This is a genomic window from Paenibacillus sp. MAEPY2 (assembly GCF_000499205.1).
In the GTDB taxonomy this organism is placed as follows: domain Bacteria; phylum Bacillota; class Bacilli; order Paenibacillales; family Paenibacillaceae; genus Paenibacillus; species Paenibacillus vandeheii.
In genome coordinates, this window is record NZ_AWUK01000017.1 from 284646 (window position 1) to 303543 (window position 18898).

The following is an 18898-nucleotide window of genomic DNA, read 5'->3' on the forward strand; positions in this document are numbered from 1 at the left end:
GTTGCAACCTTCAATTCACGCATTAGTTCTTGATTAGATCAAGCGTTTCGTCAAATAATTGCTTTTGGTCCTCAATCTTATTTTCATTACCGATAACACAGCGTTGCTGCTGTTCCAATATGGAGGATATCAGTTCAGAAAAATCGATAATATCACGTTCCGTTGTGCTCAGCACTTCATCCCGTTCTTTCTGGAGATCGGCCTCGGTAACATTGGACAGATAACACTCCAGGGAGAATGACCCTTCACCATGAGGTGTTCTCGGCGTATCGAGATCCTGGATGGCACCAATGATATATCTCGTCATTTCCCGCGTATCTGCTTTGAAATCCTTCAAGTATTGCGGCATCTCTTCATAAATCTTATATGTTTTTTCGAGATTCGGGTCGCGATACGATGCTACATAGCTGTCTCCATTACGTCTGAAGCCTGACATGCAGCCATATGCTCCGCCTTTGGCCCTGATATTGTTCCACAAGTAATCCAGCGATAGAATCCCCTGCAAGACACGAAGCGAGCCAGTGTATGCATACCCTTTATCGATAAAATTGCCTGTTTGAACGACATATTGGACTTCAGATGGTGATCTGAATCCTTCTTTGTGCTGCACAGGTGTAAATGCTGCTTTTTCCTTCGCAACGTCTTGTGTGAACAGCTTCGCTTTTAAATCAGACACCTGTTCCTCCAGGCCCGCATATCCCTGATCATCCGCAGTGTAACTCACCAGCAAGTTTTCCGGTCTGAAAATAAAGCCTGTCAGCGATTGAAGGCTGGTCGACAGCTCTTCTTTTCTCGCCTCAAAGTTCGCCTGAAGATCCTCCAGCCACTGGTAAAAGGCGATGCCGCTGACGGCTTCCCTGAAGTTGGCAACAGCCGAGTGTTTAGAGGTAGAGCGGCCAATTCCCGCTGAATGCCCTCCGCTAATCAGATTGCGCTGCAGGTTGCCCTTCAATTGGGCGATAATTTCGTATAAACGCTTCGAATCATCGAATTTGGATGTAAACACAATTTCTTTGATCATGTCAAAAGCAAATCCAAGCTTGTCATACAGCACTTTGGCGTTGAATTCATAGGTAACCTTGAAATCATGGTGATCATGCGCGTTTGCATACGTACCAATGCCACTATGAACGCCCCCGGAATGAATGTGAATTTCATTCGACAATTCATTAAACGAGTAATTTTGAGTGTCGACGTAACCCAGCACACTTTTCAGCAATCCAACATAGGGCAGCAAACGCCGTGGGACTTCCTTAATATCAAACAACAGTCGGAGATAACCGATCCCATTGGTGTAGATGTTGTGATGCAGAACGGTTGTACCATCGACCTGATTTACCGTCTGATACAGAGTGGAAGCTTTCGGTTCAATATCCTCTATCGACAACGTCGGAATCACCTGCTGTTGTTCCTTGGTTGAAGGTGCATTCTGGTACTCGGCGAGAGCCTCGGTTCTCTGAATGAGCTGCTGAATTTCTTCTGGACTCAATCCTGCCTGAACCGATTTCAGATGTGCTTTCAGCGCTTCCTCTTTACGGGCGTTCAACCCTTTATCCGGCGTGACAGCGACAAAAGAAGTATGCGTATTTTGCAGTAAATACTTCTCAATCAACTTCTCAAAATAACCCTCGTTCATCTTCGTTCTCAGCTCGGCAAATACGTCATTCGCTTCCAAATGTGTAAAAGGAGCTTCCACATCATACAGCCAGCTTTGCAATGAGGAGAAACCGTAGATTAGCCCTTTGGGCATTCTTCCATAATCCGCTTCCCGGTGATTGAACTCATAGGAATTAATACCTGCGAGCAGCGCTTTTGGATCGAAGCCTTCCTTTACAACACGCTCCAGCACCTCTTTTACAGTTCCCAGAAAATCTTCTTTACTCGACAGATTGCTCTTCTTCAATCCAACGGTGAACACGGGCTGATACAGGCTGTCATCATACGTGCCATATACATCCTTCGCAATGCCCTTATCCAGCAAGGCCTGCTTCAGAACCGCTCCCGGAGCGTTAAGCAGTGCGTACAGCAAAATCTGAAAAGAAATATTCAATTCCTTGTCCAGACTTGTTCCAATGACCGCATTATAGGTCAAGAAGCTGTTATCCACTTCCGATTCAGTACTTCCGGCAGAGTATGTCTTGACGGCATCCACTCTTTCTCCGAATGCAGGCTGGAGCTGAATGGCAGAATCAATCTCGATTCGATCATATTCGCTCAGATAGTTCTCATCCAGCCACTGCAACTTCTCTTCCATATCCATATCCCCGTACAAATAAATGAAGCTGTTGGACGGATGATAGTATCTGGAGTGGAAATCCAGCAATCCTTGATACGTCAGATCGGGAATGGCATCGGGAAATCCGCCTGATTCACAGGAATACGTGGTATCCGGGAAAAGTGAATTCAGAACCTCTCTGCGTACAATCCGTTCCGGTGAAGAAAATGCGCCCTTCATCTCGTTATAAACAACACCGTTATAGGTTAACTCATCTTCAGCTGAGGTCAGGTTGTAATTCCAACCCTCCTGCAGAAATATTTTTTCATTATTATAGATATTGGTGTGCAGTACCGCATCCAGATAAATATCCATCAGGTTATGGAAATCATGATCATTCCGGCTTGCAATCGGATAGATCGTTTTATCGGGATAGGTCATCGCATTCAGAAATGTATTGAGTGAACCCTTTAGCAATTCTACAAAGGAATCCTTGGCCGGAAATTTCTTCGAGCCACAAAGCACGGAATGTTCCAGAATGTGCGCTACACCTGTATTGTCTTCCGGAGGAGTACGGAAACCGATACTGAACACTTTATTATCATCCTGATTAGATAAGAGTACAATTTTGGCACCGGATTTCTGATGTTCCAGGAGATACGCATCTGATTTCAACTCTTCGATTCTGCGTTCCTGCAGCACCTTATAGGGCTTAAGCTGTTTCAACATGGGTCGAGTCCTCCGTCCATAAAATTGTTTATTTTGATATGCAACCTTGAGTTCTTCAAGTTCAGAGATAAAGGTAATTTATGCCTATGGATATTATACACCATCGTTGCATGTCTTCCTAACGGGCAGCCATAGGCGTCTTCTGATATGTATTATGAACTCCACCATAAAATAATCGCTGACACGAAAAAGATTTTCATTATAATGAAAAATCTTTTTTTGCCCTTTCAACAGACGTGAGATACATGTTCTAAACCTCAACGCCGCATAAATATGAAATTGGGAAGAGACACTACAATTACCAATATATTAATTATACTGCGAGCGCTGACTCGCTTTTCCCAGGAGATGAGACAAGCGATCACGCTTTCACGATTTTGTTCTGGATATTGAACAACCTGGAACCGGAGGCACAACAATTCTATCAGCAGAACGTCCTGATGTAGAGAAAGGTTCCCCGAAGTGGGACAAGGAAGAGCACTCTTCATCAAATGCCAAAGGAGAGCCGCCAATCACGAGTAATACCTATGCCGGTGATGTTCCCAGAAAGGGAGAAACCCCCATCGATTTTTTTGGAAGTGCGGTATATAAGGGGCAAAAGCTGGTCGGTTACCTTACTGGGCTGGAAACCAAAACGCTCATATTTTGCGTGGGGAGTTTGAAGAAACCGTTATGGAATTCCATGATCCGGTTGATCCGAAGTACAATCTGACGATCTGTATGGATGCGCTGAAAAAAAACCCGCTTACTTTGACGCGGACAGATGACCAAATCAACATTTCCCTGTCTCCCCTTATGGTTGGAGAGTTGATAGGTTCCATGTCCAAGGTGGACTACAGTTTGCCCAAAAATATTAAGCTGTTACAGCCATACTGGCGGGATTGACTATAATTCTGCCGGTGGCTTTTACACCGATGAGGAACTATTAGAAACGCTCTGCTTTAAGAGAAGTGAATTGGGATATATTTTCATGATAAATCAAAAAAAGATCCTGTGTGATTGGTAAAATCACACAGGATGATTCCGTCTATTGATCTGGGCTTGTTGTGCCTGCATTTTTGCATCGATCAAACGGTTGGTTTGCTCCATATGTTGAGCCTTGGCACCAAGCAAAGCTGTTTGAGCAATCTTTTGCTTTTGTTGAGCTTCATATTCAGCTACAATCTTTTGACGGCGGTTGTTCCGAAGTTAAAGCCATCTTATCCATTGCTGAAGATATATTCTTGTATGACTTCTCCGCTGTTGATAACTCAGCATTCAGTGCCTTGAAAGCGTCTGCGTGTCCTCGCGCACCAGTGTCAATGTTTTTGAAAGACTGGAGGACTTTACCTGTATCTAAATTAATCCGCGCAGCAACGACATCTCTATTTGTACCCTCTGCCATAGTAACTCCTCTCTATCATGGCTGGATGAAACCTAGATCGGATAAGTATTTTGCTTTCTTCGGCTTTTTGTTTTCAACTTTACCCCCATGCAACACAATCTCGAACTCACGAGAACGTTGTTTCTCATTCATCAAAGCCCGGATTTTAGGGATGCTCATATTAGGCCACTCTGTATCTGATATCCCGTTGCTGATACAGAGTGCCCATAGACCAAGCCAATCGGTTCCCGGATGATCTGATTCTTCCTCGTCATCTGTATCCACGGAGCTATATGTCTCAGTGGAACCTTGATGCCTGGACAGTAATGTGAGCAAAGTCTTCAATCCCGTTGCCATCTGAGTATCGATAATATCGATCAATTTCTTGATGTCGATCATCGGTCCTGAATTGCCACCCTTCAGATATTCAACTTTTACACTATCCCAATGAATCATAGCATCGTCTGGATTAAGCGAATTAAAATGCCCCATAATTTCACTCATACGTTCAGTCAACCACTTTTGCTGACCAGCAGGATTGTTTTTGTACTGATTCGGCATTTTTTTGAGCAAAACTTCTGATTTCCATTTCTAAATCCCCCCCAAAGAAAAGAGACGAGTCTGATCAACTCGTCTTGTATGTTATTAAATTATCGACCATTTTGATTTATGAGTAAAAAACTTGTAGTCATTTTATGATAATTGTGTGATAACCAGATGTGCCGAAACTGGTCTTGTTCCGCCAGCAAGTGGTGTAATAGTCAATGCAGTGGAATTACCGGCTGGATTTCGCACAGTCAGTATCGAATTAATGACAGTCGTTTGTACTAAAGCCATTTCTACAATCTGAGATGTCCCTGTTGCTCGCCCAACTACCGTGGGAGCTAAATCAGCACCATTGAGGGTTAAAATGAGTTGACCTGCTTCATTAACGCTAACTTGAAACAATACTTGGTAAGTGCCTATCGCTGCCAGATTGAATGAGCTTGGTCCCGTACGAGTAATCGTCGTTCCGCTAGTTGGTCCATCTTGCGGAAAACTTACGTCCGTGCCCGGAGCAACCGTTGCCGCATTGTCAGGAGGCATCAGAGCAAAAAAATCGGCAAATCCCAGAACACCTCCGGCTGCACCTGTAGCTCCTGTAGCTCCAGTCGCCCCAGCAGGGCCTACCCCTCCGGTTGCGCCTGCCGGGCCTGTCGGTCCAACTGCACCTACTGCACCAGTAACACCCGTCGGACCAGCTGCGCCTACCCCTCCGGTTGCACCTGCCGGGCCTGTCGGCCCAACTGCACCTACTGCACCAGTAACACCCGTCGGACCAGCTGCGCCTGCTGCTCCGGTAGCACCAGCAGGGCCTGTTGCTCCCGTTGGTCCAGGAAATCCTTGCGGCCCGATGGCTCCGGCTGGACCAGGTAAACCTTGAGGGCCTTGTGGCCCCACAAGTCCTTGTTCCCCTGGAACACCTTGCGCGCCATTCGGCCCCGCTGGACCTGCTTGGCCTTGAGGACCTGCTGCTCCCGCTGGACCAGGCTGCCCTTGAGGGCCTTGTGGACCTGGAGGCCCTCCTGCTGGCCCTTGAGGGCCGGGCGGCCCTTGTACGCCTTGATTTCCTTGGACCCCTTGGATTCCTCGTGTACCTTGGGGGCCTGTAGGGCCAACAACTGTCGGCGTAGTTACATTCACTTCAGGTGGCGGACATTTTACTTGTACTATTTTTTTGATTACTTTTACTCTACGATTTTTTCTTTTTCCTTTTGGAGAATGTACAGTTACATTTTTTTTATTACACCTTTTTTTCTCATCTGGACAACTCAATTAGGACACCTCCCTATAATCATAGCTCAGTGTACGTAGGTAGTTGGCTACAGGCATGGACTAACATCTATCTTTACCCGTGCTAAAACCTATTTTTTATAGAATTAAGGCTGTTGACATAGTAGATTAGCCCTTAGAACCAAACTATCATAAATTTCCAACTGATTAACTGTCTGTCCAGGACTTTAATTTGAATCTTACCCTAATTGTGTTGAGTTGGTTTCAACGTTTGGGTGAATATCATATGCATGCGTACGCTCACTCAGACGCTGTTCTCCGCTTTTCATCGGATTGATTCTTGCAAACCGGACGTTCTCATATAAACAGGCTTAAAGCGGCTCATCTTCTGTCATATGATAGCAAAAGAAAAAGCACCCCTAAAGATGCTCTTTTAAAAGATCGTAATATTAATAAGCTCTTAAATACGCTTTTCCACCCATACCAACAAAAGAAATGTTAATGCGGTATTGCTTGCCTCTTGCCAAATATACGTTTGTCGTAGCGTTATCCGTTCCAGAAGTTATATTTAAAGAAAGGAAAGCTATATCTATCCATCCTCCTCCTGAAGTGCTCTCCTGCCAGTAGCTTCTACTCCTCCTCCACCTTCTCCCGAAATCAAGGTGAATCTCCCATAAAGATTCTGACCATCGACGTAAGGAGTCGAGACTTTGGGATAGTCATTCGGACCTCCAATGACGTAAGTTTCTGTTGCCGCAAAAGCCTGAGTTGCCGAAATTAAAACAAAAATCATAACCATAACCACAGATCTAAAAGTTTTTTTCATCGTTACCCTCCTATTAGGATATATTTTGTATAACAATATCAACACACCCTTTTTTTTGGAAAATATATCAATTAAATAAATTTTAGAATTTAAAAGTTCACACATCTATTTAACAATGACTCCGGGACACATGCATAACTGGCTTGCGATTTAAAACCTGATGCTTCATCGCCAATACCAATGTTGAGCCGAGGATATCCATAGGTTGACCTCATAATTAAGGCAGCTTCGTCTTCGCAGTGCGTTTGTTAAACTCCTGAATCTGTTTCCAAAGATTCATAAAGGTTGGATACTCCTTAATAAAATTCACCACCGATCTGAATGCATCACGTAAACAATCCACCACTTTGTTTAAAGATGTCACAGTGGCAGTTTTCTGCTGCTCAGTCAACCGAAAAAAAGCCGATCCATAAATGAACGACTTTGGCTGTTATATGTATTATTTAGATAATCGCTTTAGATGAAGACGACTGTGACTTTGTAAATAACCGGTTGCGTATCGATGAAAGCATTTCAAATACAGAAAATGGACAGGCGGACATTACAGATACAAAAAACGAAGCATCCGAAGATTATGTAGATATGCCACAATGGTATATGGAGCAATTGGCAGCACACGTCAAAGCCATCCGCAAATTACGCTTTGAAGCTAAAACAGTCGGGACATGGAAAGGCGGAGATAGAAACTTTGTATTCCATGCAGGGACAGGTAAACCTCATTACCACACCTCGATGTCTTCGATCCAAAATCTCGTCCCCAATCCGTCCCCAACGGAAAAAAAGACGCTCAATCCCTGTGACTCAGGCTATTCAATAAAGTATTAAAAAAAAAAAGAAAACCCCTTATGTATCAAGGAGTTTCCTTTTATTAATGGATGCCGAGGACCGGGATCGAACCGGTACGGTAGTCACCTACCGCAGGATTTTAAGTCCTGTGCGTCTGCCAATTCCGCCACCCCGGCATATGTATGTATTTCTTCATCACTTCAGGCGACAAGAAATATCTTACCATGAAATTTATGACTTTGCAACACCTAATATAAAATAATCCAAAAAAATGAAACAGGCACTGCCAGCGTTAGCGAGCAGTGCCTAGAAAGTTCGAGTTGCGGTCCCGAACTTTCTATAAACCATCTATATTAAGGGAGGTGTAAAATAAGAATACCTCCCCAACATTAAAGAAACCTAAAATCAGGCTTAAATTAAACTAAAAAAGAAGAATAGGAGCAATTCGGTCGGCCTCTTCCTCACTACATTCTACAATTACCAGGATATGCCCCTGCAACAGCCAATCTTCATAGTAATTAGCATCATCTTCCGAGACCCCTGATTCTGTCAAGGTAAGCACCAGATCATCCGTCTCACTTCCGATCTCGTTGCCTGCAAGTTTACGTACCGCTTTCCCTATGGACATCGTCTGATCCATCCGTTTGCCCAGACCAGCGAGTACCCCTTTAAATACCCCTAAAGCGCCATCTGTTCCTGCACCCTTCAGAGGCATAGGTAAACCCGTCTTCTCACTTACCACTTCTAAATTGACCTGTTCCTTAGCTACCGCTCCCAAATATTTATCTGCTATGCCTTCCTCTTTCAGTTTATTCAGCATAATAATGGCTTCATTCTCTGTGCGTACAAGTCCGATCAGCAATTGTGTCATTTCCGTGCCCCTCCTTTTACCCTTATATAACCCTGGTTGCTTCTTCAAAAACGGTTAGAACAAAATAAGTCCTTTCACCTATGTAAAATATAATTTCTGATCTGGAAATCTATACCTAGTTCTGATAGACTAGATAATGAAGACAAATTAACCATTGAAATTATTGACATATCGATTTACTATTCCATAACCAGGAGCAATGACATATGAAAAAAGAGGTAGAAATTGCCATTCGGCGCAAACAACAGATCATCGTCCGTAATACAAGCGGTCAAACGGTAACTGGATTTCCAGAGCGTACAGCCGACGAGTCCATTCTGTCCTTACGGACAGTCCACGGAAGCCTGTGGATTCCATTCGACGAAGTAGAGCAAGTCACACGGTTGTTAAGCATCCGCTCTCATCATTTAAGTGGAATGCAGTTATCTACAGCTGATCTGTAAATAAGGAACAACCACTTCATGTATTTATACGTGAACAAGACGTGATTATTTCGATCTTCATACCATAAAACCAGACGCATAGACGTCTGGTTTTATTTTTGTCCTACATTCTATGCCTCACTTTTTCAAAGCCAGGACATTTCTGTAACAATTACTTTCTTATTCATCGTCTGACGTTTATTTCACCACAAACTTTACTCGTGTTCCATCCGGATATGTACTTAGTTGGTTTCCCACCCATGACCCTGCACCACGATTATCTTTGGGACTAATATATTGGATATCAGCACCTGCTCCGCCTTCCGCACACATCGCCATGGGCCATTCATCCCGATCTTTCCCCTTTTTGACTGGAACACCTTTGAGGGACAAATCCCGATTACCCTCAGCCCCACTGCGATCAATGGTGCATACATCCGAATGACCTGCCTTGATCGCCGTCTTGATATGATTGGCCGTTTCGGGATAACGCTCGGCAGGGAATGTGATGGTATGATCCACACTCCGGTCGCTTCCCCCGAATTGGGATGGGATATCCAGTGGCCATTCTCCCCCAACCCATGCATACAGGGCGACGATTAACATTGCCACTAACGTCAATATCTGCTTTTTAAATCGTTGTATGCCCTTGTTCTTTCTCCTTCTGCGCCTTTTACTCATGCTGCTTCTCCCCCATTCAACACTTGCATTATACCAGAACGCCAGTTCGCTAAACAATATATAAGCACAAAAAAACAGCCGGTATTTCCCGGCTGTTCTGCACAGACTATCCCACGTTAGGAATCGCCCGTTGTCGAAGTAAGGGTACGGTAACCTCAAACTTCGTCCCTTTTCCCTCGATACTTTCCACCGAAATTTGACCACTCATCAACTCGAGCAACTCTTTGCAGATGGTGAGTCCAAGTCCACTCCCGCCAAATTTGCGTGCATGAGAGACGTCCGTCTGCGTGAAGGCTTCGAACAATTGATTGATTTTATGTTCCGGAATGCCAATTCCCGTGTCATGTACATTGAATACTAGGATAACGGTATCCCCTCGCCGCTCCTGTACATCGATCTGTATGTGCACTTCACCTTGTTCCGTGAATTTAATGGCGTTACTGAGCAGGTTATCCAGCACTTGCCGGAGACGCAGAGGATCACCCGTGAGTACGTCAGGAATAGTCAGATCCGCCTGACAGTGCAAGCGAATTTGTTTATTCCGGGCCGCAGGTTCATGCGTTTTAATAATCTGTTGAATCAGCTTCAACGGCTGGAATTCGATTTGCTCCACTCTCATTTTTCCTCTGCCCAGCTTGGCCATATCAAGACTATTGTTGACAATATTCAGAAGAGCTTCCCCGGACTGACGCGCAAGCTCCAGGTACTCCTTCTGCTCCACACTGTTGTCACCCATGCTGACAAGTTCAATCATGCCCATAATCCCGTTCAGTGGCGTGCGAAGTTCATGATTCAGCTTACCAATAAACTCCAGCTGTCCCCTGCTGTTCATTTCAGTCATCGAAGCTGCCATCCGCAACTGCTGCTCAGCATATTTCCGCTCCGAAATATCGTATTGTATGCCCACAAAAAACAGACATTTCCCTGCTTCATCGAAAATAGGATCAATATTCAGTTCATTCCAGAATTTCTGTCCATCCTTCGTATAGTTCAGAATCTCTGTCTTGATTGACTGCTGCTTTTTCAATGCTTCGCGAATATGCTGTACGGTTTCCGGGTCCGTATCAGGCCCTTGGAGGAACCGACAATTCTGTCCAATCGACTCTTCCGCACGATATCCGGTTAATTGAGTAAAATATTCATTTACAAACATAAGTGGAAAATCAGGCAAGGTAGCATCGACTACGGTCACGGAAGATTTAATTTTTGAGATAATAAATTCCCATTGTATAGCGAGTTGATTGTAGTTAGTCATGCTTCCTCCTTCATCTCACCAAACTTTATTGTATTTAATGAAGCTATCGATAACCCGATGGTATGTGTTTATATAAAAACAATATAATTAATTGTAACATAGTTATTCAAGACATGTGTTCCTTGGGTAATAACTGATAAATACATTCACCAATATTCATCATACCATCAGGAGGGTCACTTATGAAATTTCTATTAATTGTCATTATTATTATTTTGATTGTTTTCTTCTTCACGAGACGTAAGCGTTAATTTTGAGGCGGTCATGTAAATGAGGAAGGAAGATCGGGTATGAGAACCCTCTTTTTTATATTCATGACACTTTGTATCATCAATTTTTGCTTCCCTAAGTTTGGCTGGTACCTGCGTTATGGCTGGATTTCCCGGGGAGAGGCTGAGCCCAGCAGACCGTATATGGCTATGACCAGAATGACCAGTTTGCTGATGCTGCTTATCGCTTTTTCGCTCGTCGTGGCTTGAATTATAGAAAGCAGAAAGACAGCTATCCCTTGGGATAGCTGTCTTTCTGCTGCTTCAATGACGGGAAAATGATAACTTTGTTTGTGGTGCGTTCACAACGATACCCGTAAAATATAATTATCGTTGTGGAAAGGACACCTTAGCATGAACATCGCATTTTATCCATTTTGGGCTGCCAAAACACTGCTCTCTCTCATTAATGTTATATATATCATGGTTATCACGACATTTATTTACGGACAGACGGGGTCTGTCCTTATCGCTGCGCTGTTTCCGTTTATACAAATGTCCGCACGTATCGTGGCCGGATTTACTGTACCCTTGCTTGTGAACCGTTTCGCATTCTCGAGGCTGATGGTTACCATTCCTTTAGCCAAAACATTGATGATTACCGGGATCGCTATCGCATTTACTGATCTCACTGCGCATATTCCCCTTCTGCTTGTGGGAGTAGCGATTCTGTCGTTTCTGGACGGATGGGAAGCTCCAATGTTAAACACGTTAACTCCCCGATTGGTTCAAGGAGAAGATCTGGTGAAGGCGAATAGTTTTCTCTCCTTCTCTACTCAGACCATGACAATTATCGGATATGCGATGACCGGATTCATCGTTATGTACTGGGGTGCCTCACAAACATTCTGGGCGGCTACAGCCTTATCCTGGGCTGTCCTGATTCTGATGATTATGATTAGCTCACTTACCCGCGATATTCAAGGAAAAGTTGAGAATTCCACTTCCAGTTGGGATGTGTTAAGGGAAGGTTGGCTTATCCTTTGGAAAAATCGATCGTTGCGCCTCATTACTTTTATGGACCTGGTTGAAAGTATCGCCGGTTCCATATGGATCGGCGCTATTACGCTTGCTTTTGTGAAAGAAGCTTTGGGCCAAGAAGAAGGTTGGTGGGGGCTTATCAACTCCAGCTTTTCTGTCGGCACCATTCTGGGAGGAATTCTGGCCATCGCCCTGGCCACGCGCATACAGAAGCACCTGATATCCAGTATGGCAATAGGTTCTCTCCTCTTCAGCTTGCTGACCATCGCTTACGGTTTAAACAGCCTTCCCTGGCTTGCTCTTGTATTGTGTGTGCTTATGGGTCCCGCTTATCAGATCCGCTATGTTGCTCAGCAAACGGCTTTTCAGAGCAGCGTGCCTGTCGAATCCCTCTCCAAGGTATACGCAGCACATGGTAATGTTCTCTCAGCTGCTATGAGTATATCCACGGTAATCTTCGGACTGATTGCTGATCAAATGGGTGTTCGACTGGTGTATTTGATTGGCGGTGGTTTATTCATTGTATCCTCCATTTGCTCTTTCCGATTACATCGTATCAAAGCGAAGTAGTGATACGAAACTGATACGTAAAGATGATGAAGTCAAAAATAAAAGACGAGCACACATCTGCTCGTCTTCACTGCTTCCGAACATGATCGGAGCAGCCCTTTTATTCTCAATCCAATCGGTAATCTGTCAACGGCTTGCCTTGCTTATAATACAGCGCTGGTGACAGTATATTAAAGAAAATATGCACATCAGGCAAATCCGCTTCTTCCAAAATATCCTGCATTGAGGAAGCAATCCGATTATGAATCTCCTGATCACGTTGGAACATCAGGATCTCTACTGAAGCCGGAGAAGGTGTAAGTGCTTGAACGTCATGACGTTCTGCCTTCATTCTCTCCTGCGGAATATTGGTGATCAACGCAAATTGCTCCGTGATGCGGGGTACAACTTCCTCCAGTTGGGGTCCTGTGAATCCTTTAAAACGAATAAACGGCATTGCTATCCCTTCAATCTCTATTATTAGTCTCTTATGTGATTTTAAGCACATTGTTTTCGGTTGTCAAATCTCTTTCATCATATCATTCTTTCATAGAAACGGGAAAATGCCCCGCTGATCTCTCAGCGGAGCGTACACGTAACCCGTCTTTCAACTTTGTTCTGCTGTGGCTTACAGCCAGAAAGATTTAGTGATGATTACGAGCAGGATGAAGAGTACGAGAATTGCGCTTGTGGAAGTCCATCCACCAAATCCACCAACATTGCCGCCACAACCGTATCCAACTTCACTCATTTGATTGGCCTCCTTTGAATTTCAAGGTATGCCATAACATATGTCGATTCTAACTTCAATGACCGGGCTATTCGGCAAGCTCACAGGCCCAAACATTGCCTATTCTGTCCGTTGAATTATGCCAAAGGAACGACGTGAATGTTCACATCATTTCCTGGTGCTCCATGACAGCGTTCTGCTGTATTTTGCTTGTCCAGGATAATCAAACGAGTACGTGTATCATTTCTGGATGCCAAGACCACTTGCCCATCTGGGGCAATACAATAGGCGATTGGAATTGAAATTTCACTATCACGATACGTACCGTCCGCATGGCTGGTCCCCATAACGATGCATTGATTTTGTACCGCCAGCCGCCGCGCTTCTTCCATCCACTCTGTATACTGCTCTTCACTGAACATTCCTACACCAATGGAATGCATGATTATATCCACTCTGCCAATATTCTCGTTATGAAAACCTTGTAACACCAGCTCGTCACACAACAAGGTGCTGATGGCCCAATCCTGTTCCTTAACGACCTCAGCAGAGGTATACTTCGCTTTCTCCAATACAGTCTCCCCAGCCTTGTTAATAATGATCGAACGGTCCTTGGGGCGTTCATTCAACCTGCGATAACCTGACACAATCATCGTTCCATATGCAGCTGCCAGACGACTGGCCTCTTCCACGTTCTGATTCAGATAACCTTCAGGAAAAAACAATACATCCGCTTCTGGATGTTGCTTCAATTCCGCTTCCAGCTGCAGTAACTGCTGTTCCAGCTTGGGCTGTCCAATTATAATCTTCAACGGTTATCCCCCTCATGAATAAAAACCGGTACGCACCTAAATCAGGTACGAAACCGGCTTAAAGGTTGTACAGGCAGGATTTCTGCTCATCGCACTTCGCTTCAAGAGTAATTGTCTTTAGAATACCGCTCCGTCTAACAATTACTTTTACAGTTTAAATGATATGTAATTAGGAATTTCTGTGCTCGATTCTATCATAAATCTCCTGTCCGTCATAACCTCGATCTGTAGCTATATCTTTCGCAAAAAGTACCATATCACCAGTCGCAGCTGAATTTGCACCCAGCGCTCCCACAACCGCCGCAAGTGGATAAAGCAAAACAGTCAGAACCTTCTTCATCTTCTCATCTCCTCTTCCGTTTACAGGAAATTATTGTGTGATCATCCTAATAATACGCTGAAGAGGAGAGTGAGTTTCAACAATCTTTATAAACATTCGAAGCTATTCAGCAAATCCATTGCTTCTTCATGCTCAGGTTCCAAAGCCAGTACTTTCCGCGTGTAAGCCAGCGTTTCTTCTTCCAGTTCAAGTTCATAACAACACACAGCTAAGTCGTACAGCACAGCTGAGTTCTGTTTTCTCGAATCAGCACCTAACGACAGCTCCAGAAATCGCTTGGCGTCCTCATACATATACATCCCATATAACAGCTGACCTGCAAGAAACGCTACATCTCCTTGGCGCTCCATTGCATAATAAGAAGACCACATGATGTGGATTCCAGACTGAATATCAAGTATTTCCTCATCACTTGCATCAGGTAGAAGACTCGAAATCCGGTTGGCACTATGGATCAAAAACTCAGCATCATACCCGCCCAGACGCCAAAAAGGTAAAATTTGCTTCAGCTCCATCCGTTCTACCTGATCATCCATCCATTCCTTTATACTGAAAAAATCATCGGGTCCAAAACGTTCAACAAATCGGTGATATGCCAGCCGTGTGTTAACGTACCCCAGCGGTTCGTCCAACATCAACATACATCCCACGTTCAGATCCTTATAATGATGTGTTGTGAAACGAGTGTGAGCTCCCTGCTGTTCCAATATATATTGAATGGCATGATAATTCGCTGTCAAAGAAAAACTTCCATGAAGAACGAATTCAGGCGGTTCAGCAAACTTCCAGTTGTCCAGTCGATGGTCCCCTTTGTCCGCAGTGATCAACACATACCCTGATTCTGATAACGTGTTCAACCGTTCAAGACAGGACAGGCCAATTGACGGGAACAGAATGTGCGAATCCTCCAACTCTTCCTTGTACAGTGCGATAAGTTCATGATACGGATAGTTTTCTGCACTGTACTCAGGTGCACGACGGTACTCATAACTCAGTGTCATATTTTCCAGCAGCTCGTCAGGTTTGGAATAAAGAGAAGAAGGTTCTGAAGATTGGACGAGTACATCACATTCATATATCTCACCCTCCCCAACATAAATTAACTCCTGTGGAATACTGTCAAAGAAGTAATTGGCAATCAACAACAAGGGTTGTTTCAAATCACCAGGTCGAATAACTGTACCCGCCACCACCAGGTTCAATTCAGTATCCTGTATTGCGTCAAAGCGTGCAAAATCCAGGATCCCTTGATCAATGAAGGATTGCATGGAAGGATGCGCTCTCCATCCCAACACATTATCTTCTACCAGATCGGTCATTACATATCGAAAAGCAGGCAGCTCCAAGCCTGCAAAATCCTTCAACGCTATCAGTTTGAGCAAAATTTGGTGCGCTAAGCGCCCCACGCCTGCTCCAAGCTCCAGAATGGTCACCGTTTCGGTTGTCTTCCCTTTGCTTGCGAGATCCTGAAGAAAGCCAAAAATCATCTCAGCATACGCCGTTGCAATCATCGGATTACTCGTTATGTATTGTGGTACCTGATTCTCTGTCCAAGCATGCAGCCCTTTTTGTTCATAATATGCACGCTGCCAATCCCACACCGGAGCTTCACTGAAGCGGAATCGCTGTCCTTCGTTTTGCATCATTAATTGTAACCCTGCTTTCCATTCTAATTTCATAGACCGACCCTTCAATCTCTAACGCATTATAACATAAACTTAGTCTGGTCAAATCAAGGCCAATATTGTACTCCCCTGTAACGGCAGCGCCTCTCTCGTTTAGCTTCAATCATCTTCTATTAGAATAGCTTAATCAAGATTATGTTCCTTTTTTTCCATTCTCTCTTTTAATAATCGAACCTCCTGCTTCACGCCAGAGATTTCCTTTCTTAAACCAGATCTTTTTATAGCCAATGAGAACACTGCATATAATATCAAACCAACCAGAGCGATGAAAATAAATATTATCAAAATCCCTGCAAAACTCACTGCACTTGCACCGTCCATCGTTTTAATTCCACCACCTTTACTGCATATATTTCAAAATTATACCATATATTCAAACGAAGTTGTCGTGAGTCTGCGATTCGCAAAGGTCTTCAAAGTAGTACGATTCTATGCTGGAAAAGGGAATACAACAAAAAAACCTTACTAAACCAGAACGGATGATTAACGTTCATCATCTTAAGCTTTGCAGGTTTTCGTATATATTTCAGTTGTAACAACAGAAAAAAACCCTTGCTCCGCAAGGGTTTTGAGAGAATGGGCCCTACAGGACTCGAACCTGTGACCAATCGGTTATGAGCCGACCGCTCTAACCAACTGAGCTAAGGGCCCTGAACAAAAACGTATAACGTTCAGATGATGGCTGTGAATCATCCAGTAAAGCTAAATTGCGGGGGCAGGATTTGAACCTGCGGCCTTCGGGTTATGAGCCCGACGAGCTACCGGGCTGCTCCACCCCGCGTCAGTAAGAAATATTAAAACAGCGACTTAATTAATATACACCATTCCTACGCCATAAGTCAAGGGGTAATGTTAGGGAATGAAACGTACACCATACCGCCCCTTTTTTGAACGATATACTTCCACTTCAGCTGGCTCGTTATGACCGTAAATCCACCCATCCTGCTCCATTCGCTTCGCAAGACACCCTGCCTGAAATTTGGTTGCATACAGTTTGCTGAAATATACCCAGTGCATTCCACTCGTCCTTTCCTGGTGTCATCATTTTTCCCTGCTTTTGTAGAATACCCCAATTCCATAAAAATAGCCGCCAAAGAACTAAATCTCCAGCGGCTACCTCTATGATTTATTTTATTACAAGATCATTTAACCTTATTGAAACGTGGCTTTAGGGTCCTTTTTCAACTTCTCCAGCATTTCATTTCCTTTGGCTGCCCATTCACCAAGCGCTTCTTTTGGTGTCTTTTTGTTCGCAAGCACTTGATTGAAGTATTCCATGCCCTTGTCGCTTACTTGCCACAGGTTTGGCATTTTTTGATACATTTTATCCAAGTTTGTATTGGTCGGAGGTACAGGTTTCAGCGTATAGAATGCCTGGATGTTGTAATCCAAGCCATCCTTCGGTTTAATGAAGCTCTTCCGGGAAACCATCTCATAACTGCTGCGTGCTTTGATCTTCGCCCAATCCTCACTGTTCATGTACTTGATCAATTCCCATGCATCATCAGGGTTCTGAGCTGAACTATTAATGGCCATGAGGTTGCTCAGATAAATGTTGCCTCCGATTTCAGGAGCTTCCGGATGAACCGGAGGTGTGACAACATCCCAGTCTACCTTCGTAAAGTCTTTCATTTTATCCGCATTTTTATTGGCATCAATCAATTGATTAATATAGCTGTAATCTCCAATGACCATCGCTGTTTTGCTGCTCAGGAACAGATCACCCTGAATTGGATTATAACGTCCGCTGTTATCCTGATCCTGCGGTTCGTCTCCTTTAGGGATGACTTTATCTAAGGCAAGCTTGCTTATCGTACTCCATACTTTCTCCCACTGCGGAGAATCGACGGTCATTTTTTCTGCCTTGTCATCAAAAATTTTCAGCTGCAGAGAGTTATAGTACTGTGACATCGTATAGTAAGGAGAACCACCTTGATAGGTACTGAAAGAGAAACCAAACACATGGTCTTTGCCTTCACCCTTTGTAAGACGGGTACCCAGGTTGAAAATGTCGTCCCAAGTCATATTGTCCGTTGGAGGCTCTACGCCTGCTTTCTCAAACATGCCCTTGTTGTAGAATAACGCTGCAGAGGAGAACGTTGGTGTCAAAGCATAGATGCTCTGATCTCCCAAATCCTTGATTCCCTCAAGAACACTCGGCACAATATCCGATGTATCAAACTTGTCTTCCTGCATCAGTGGGTCCAGTTGTTTGACCATGTTTTCCTGAATTAACGACTTGATTGTCGTCATATCCGCCACGATGACGTCTACCGGGTTATCCCCTGTCATAATCTTTTTCAAGCTCTCCATCGTATCTGGAACGTCCTTCTGCTCTTCCTGAGTACCATATCCGTACATGCTGCCCTGGTCTACCGCAGGTACAACTTCAATCGTGATATTCGGATGTGTCAATTCAAAAGCATCGGTAAACTGCTGGCGGAAATAGCTGTCATCCTGCCCCCCCCACATCGTTGCTACACGCAGTACACGCTGCTCGTTTTCCTTGGACTCACTTGCTGTACAACCCGCAAGCAGCGGCAGTGCCAGGCTGGCTGTAGCCAGCACGGCCAGCACTCGTTTTCCCCAAAACCTGTTCTTCATTTCCCAA

At 44.2% G+C, this 18898-nt stretch carries 21 protein-coding genes and 3 tRNA genes; 5 read left to right on the forward strand and 19 right to left on the reverse strand.

The annotated features are described in order from the left end of the window. Positions 1–22 precede the first annotated feature (22 nt). The gene (locus P364_RS0116465) at positions 23–2944 is read right to left on the reverse strand and encodes an insulinase family protein (RefSeq protein WP_024631196.1); all 2922 of its coding nucleotides are present in this window, start codon (positions 2942–2944) and stop codon (positions 23–25) included. Between the two features lie 672 nt (positions 2945–3616). On the opposite strand from P364_RS0116465, the gene P364_RS0116470 reads away from it, so the two are divergent. Beyond that, positions 3617–3829: a hypothetical protein gene (locus P364_RS0116470; RefSeq protein WP_024631197.1), complete on the forward strand. Its 213-nt coding sequence runs from the start codon at positions 3617–3619 to the stop codon at positions 3827–3829. 268 nt (positions 3830–4097) lie between these two features. Here the strand turns inward: P364_RS0116470 and P364_RS0116475 are convergent, their stop codons facing one another. The 4 genes from P364_RS0116475 to P364_RS0116490 all read right to left on the reverse strand — a co-directional run bounded on the left by P364_RS0116475 (position 4098) and on the right by P364_RS0116490 (position 6906). Then, positions 4098–4328: a hypothetical protein gene (locus P364_RS0116475; RefSeq protein WP_024631198.1), complete on the reverse strand. Its 231-nt coding sequence runs from the start codon at positions 4326–4328 to the stop codon at positions 4098–4100. Between the two features lie 15 nt (positions 4329–4343). Further along, the gene (locus tag P364_RS38245) at positions 4344–4880 is read right to left on the reverse strand and encodes a hypothetical protein (RefSeq protein ID WP_036664533.1); all 537 of its coding nucleotides are present in this window, start codon (positions 4878–4880) and stop codon (positions 4344–4346) included. A gap of 120 nt (positions 4881–5000) precedes the next feature. After that, on the reverse strand, positions 5001–6122 hold the full coding sequence (locus P364_RS0116485; protein ID WP_024631199.1) for a hypothetical protein: 1122 nt from the start codon (positions 6120–6122) through the stop codon (positions 5001–5003). A 547-nt stretch (positions 6123–6669) separates the two neighbouring features. Then, positions 6670–6906 (reverse strand): hypothetical protein, encoded by a 237-nt coding sequence (locus tag P364_RS0116490; protein ID WP_024631200.1) that lies wholly within the window; start codon positions 6904–6906, stop codon positions 6670–6672. Between the two features lie 492 nt (positions 6907–7398). Here P364_RS0116490 and P364_RS0116495 point away from each other — a divergent pair, with 492 nt between their 5' ends. Further along, complete coding sequence (locus tag P364_RS0116495; RefSeq protein ID WP_024631201.1) at positions 7399–7731, forward strand: hypothetical protein; 333 nt, start codon at positions 7399–7401, stop codon at positions 7729–7731. A gap of 51 nt (positions 7732–7782) precedes the next feature. Here the strand turns inward: P364_RS0116495 and P364_RS0116500 are convergent. Next, a tRNA-Leu gene (locus P364_RS0116500) sits at positions 7783–7868 on the reverse strand. 245 nt (positions 7869–8113) lie between these two features. Further along, on the reverse strand, positions 8114–8563 hold the full coding sequence (locus P364_RS0116505) for a general stress protein (protein ID WP_024631202.1): 450 nt from the start codon (positions 8561–8563) through the stop codon (positions 8114–8116). A 206-nt stretch (positions 8564–8769) separates the two neighbouring features. On the opposite strand from P364_RS0116505, the gene P364_RS0116510 reads away from it, so the two are divergent. Then, a complete protein-coding gene (locus P364_RS0116510; protein ID WP_024631203.1) occupies positions 8770–9006 on the forward strand; it encodes a hypothetical protein in 237 nt (78 codons plus the stop codon). Positions 9007–9183: 177 nt separating this feature from the next. On the opposite strand, the gene P364_RS0116515 is transcribed toward P364_RS0116510, so the two are convergent. Continuing rightward, the gene (locus tag P364_RS0116515; protein ID WP_024631204.1) at positions 9184–9666 is read right to left on the reverse strand and encodes a NucA/NucB deoxyribonuclease domain-containing protein; all 483 of its coding nucleotides are present in this window, start codon (positions 9664–9666) and stop codon (positions 9184–9186) included. 106 nt (positions 9667–9772) lie between these two features. Further along, positions 9773–10921 carry a sensor histidine kinase gene (locus P364_RS0116520; RefSeq protein ID WP_024631205.1) on the reverse strand — a complete coding sequence of 383 codons (1149 nt, stop codon included), beginning with the start codon at positions 10919–10921 and terminating at the stop codon, positions 9773–9775. 290 nt (positions 10922–11211) lie between these two features. Between P364_RS0116520 and P364_RS0116525 the strand changes: the two genes are divergently transcribed. Together P364_RS0116525 and P364_RS0116530 are read left to right on the forward strand one after the other, a co-directional pair. Continuing rightward, positions 11212–11400: a DUF6199 family natural product biosynthesis protein gene (locus tag P364_RS0116525; protein WP_024631206.1), complete on the forward strand. Its 189-nt coding sequence runs from the start codon at positions 11212–11214 to the stop codon at positions 11398–11400. Between the two features lie 144 nt (positions 11401–11544). Beyond that, on the forward strand, positions 11545–12741 hold the full coding sequence (locus tag P364_RS0116530) for an MFS transporter (protein ID WP_024631207.1): 1197 nt from the start codon (positions 11545–11547) through the stop codon (positions 12739–12741). 106 nt (positions 12742–12847) lie between these two features. Here P364_RS0116530 and P364_RS0116535 read toward each other — a convergent pair whose 3' ends face one another. From P364_RS0116535 to P364_RS0116580, 10 genes are all read right to left on the reverse strand, one after another. Further along, positions 12848–13177, reverse strand: coding sequence for a DUF1904 family protein (locus P364_RS0116535; RefSeq protein ID WP_024631208.1), 330 nt, complete (start codon positions 13175–13177; stop codon positions 12848–12850). Positions 13178–13348: 171 nt separating this feature from the next. Next, the gene (locus P364_RS36900; RefSeq protein ID WP_079696179.1) at positions 13349–13471 is read right to left on the reverse strand and encodes a sporulation protein YjcZ; all 123 of its coding nucleotides are present in this window, start codon (positions 13469–13471) and stop codon (positions 13349–13351) included. A gap of 116 nt (positions 13472–13587) precedes the next feature. After that, positions 13588–14262 (reverse strand): hypothetical protein, encoded by a 675-nt coding sequence (locus tag P364_RS0116545; protein ID WP_024631209.1) that lies wholly within the window; start codon positions 14260–14262, stop codon positions 13588–13590. Between the two features lie 169 nt (positions 14263–14431). Next, complete coding sequence (locus tag P364_RS37585) at positions 14432–14602, reverse strand: hypothetical protein (RefSeq protein ID WP_161634248.1); 171 nt, start codon at positions 14600–14602, stop codon at positions 14432–14434. An 86-nt stretch (positions 14603–14688) separates the two neighbouring features. Next, positions 14689–16248, reverse strand: a complete 1560-nt coding sequence (locus P364_RS0116555) for a hypothetical protein (protein WP_024631210.1) — start codon at positions 16246–16248, stop codon at positions 14689–14691. Between the two features lie 162 nt (positions 16249–16410). Then, entirely contained in the window at positions 16411–16608 is a 198-nt protein-coding gene (locus tag P364_RS0116560; RefSeq protein ID WP_024631211.1) for a hypothetical protein, read from the reverse strand. Between the two features lie 256 nt (positions 16609–16864). Further along, positions 16865–16938: transfer RNA gene (locus P364_RS0116565), tRNA-Ile, on the reverse strand. Between the two features lie 56 nt (positions 16939–16994). Then, positions 16995–17068, reverse strand: a tRNA-Met gene (locus P364_RS0116570). A gap of 71 nt (positions 17069–17139) precedes the next feature. Further along, positions 17140–17304, reverse strand: coding sequence for a hypothetical protein (locus P364_RS37830; RefSeq protein ID WP_167666091.1), 165 nt, complete (start codon positions 17302–17304; stop codon positions 17140–17142). Positions 17305–17439: 135 nt separating this feature from the next. Then, positions 17440–18891 carry an ABC transporter substrate-binding protein gene (locus P364_RS0116580; RefSeq protein ID WP_024631212.1) on the reverse strand — a complete coding sequence of 484 codons (1452 nt, stop codon included), beginning with the start codon at positions 18889–18891 and terminating at the stop codon, positions 17440–17442. Positions 18892–18898 lie beyond the last annotated feature (7 nt).

Bases quoted from the DNA above. Each gene is read 5' to 3' on its own strand.
- P364_RS0116530 (WP_024631207.1), top strand. From the start codon at position 11,545: ATGAACATCGCATTTTATCCATTTTGGGCTGCCAAAACACTGCTCTCT.
- P364_RS0116560 (WP_024631211.1), bottom strand. From the start codon at position 16,608: ATGGACGGTGCAAGTGCAGTGAGTTTTGCAGGGATTTTGATAATATTT.
- P364_RS37585 (WP_161634248.1), bottom strand. From the start codon at position 14,602: ATGAAGAAGGTTCTGACTGTTTTGCTTTATCCACTTGCGGCGGTTGTG.
- P364_RS0116470 (WP_024631197.1), top strand. From the start codon at position 3,617: ATGGAATTCCATGATCCGGTTGATCCGAAGTACAATCTGACGATCTGT.
- P364_RS36900 (WP_079696179.1), bottom strand. From the start codon at position 13,471: ATGAGTGAAGTTGGATACGGTTGTGGCGGCAATGTTGGTGGATTTGGT.
- P364_RS37830 (WP_167666091.1), bottom strand. From the start codon at position 17,304: ATGCACTGGGTATATTTCAGCAAACTGTATGCAACCAAATTTCAGGCA.
- P364_RS0116505 (WP_024631202.1), bottom strand. From the start codon at position 8,563: ATGACACAATTGCTGATCGGACTTGTACGCACAGAGAATGAAGCCATT.
- P364_RS0116555 (WP_024631210.1), bottom strand. From the start codon at position 16,248: ATGATGCAAAACGAAGGACAGCGATTCCGCTTCAGTGAAGCTCCGGTG.
- P364_RS0116520 (WP_024631205.1), bottom strand. From the start codon at position 10,921: ATGACTAACTACAATCAACTCGCTATACAATGGGAATTTATTATCTCA.
- P364_RS0116510 (WP_024631203.1), top strand. From the start codon at position 8,770: ATGAAAAAAGAGGTAGAAATTGCCATTCGGCGCAAACAACAGATCATC.
- P364_RS0116475 (WP_024631198.1), bottom strand. From the start codon at position 4,328: ATGGCAGAGGGTACAAATAGAGATGTCGTTGCTGCGCGGATTAATTTA.
- P364_RS0116465 (WP_024631196.1), bottom strand. From the start codon at position 2,944: ATGTTGAAACAGCTTAAGCCCTATAAGGTGCTGCAGGAACGCAGAATC.
- P364_RS0116515 (WP_024631204.1), bottom strand. From the start codon at position 9,666: ATGAGTAAAAGGCGCAGAAGGAGAAAGAACAAGGGCATACAACGATTT.
- P364_RS0116525 (WP_024631206.1), top strand. From the start codon at position 11,212: ATGAGAACCCTCTTTTTTATATTCATGACACTTTGTATCATCAATTTT.
- P364_RS0116535 (WP_024631208.1), bottom strand. From the start codon at position 13,177: ATGCCGTTTATTCGTTTTAAAGGATTCACAGGACCCCAACTGGAGGAA.
- P364_RS0116490 (WP_024631200.1), bottom strand. From the start codon at position 6,906: ATGAAAAAAACTTTTAGATCTGTGGTTATGGTTATGATTTTTGTTTTA.
- P364_RS0116580 (WP_024631212.1), bottom strand. From the start codon at position 18,891: ATGAAGAACAGGTTTTGGGGAAAACGAGTGCTGGCCGTGCTGGCTACA.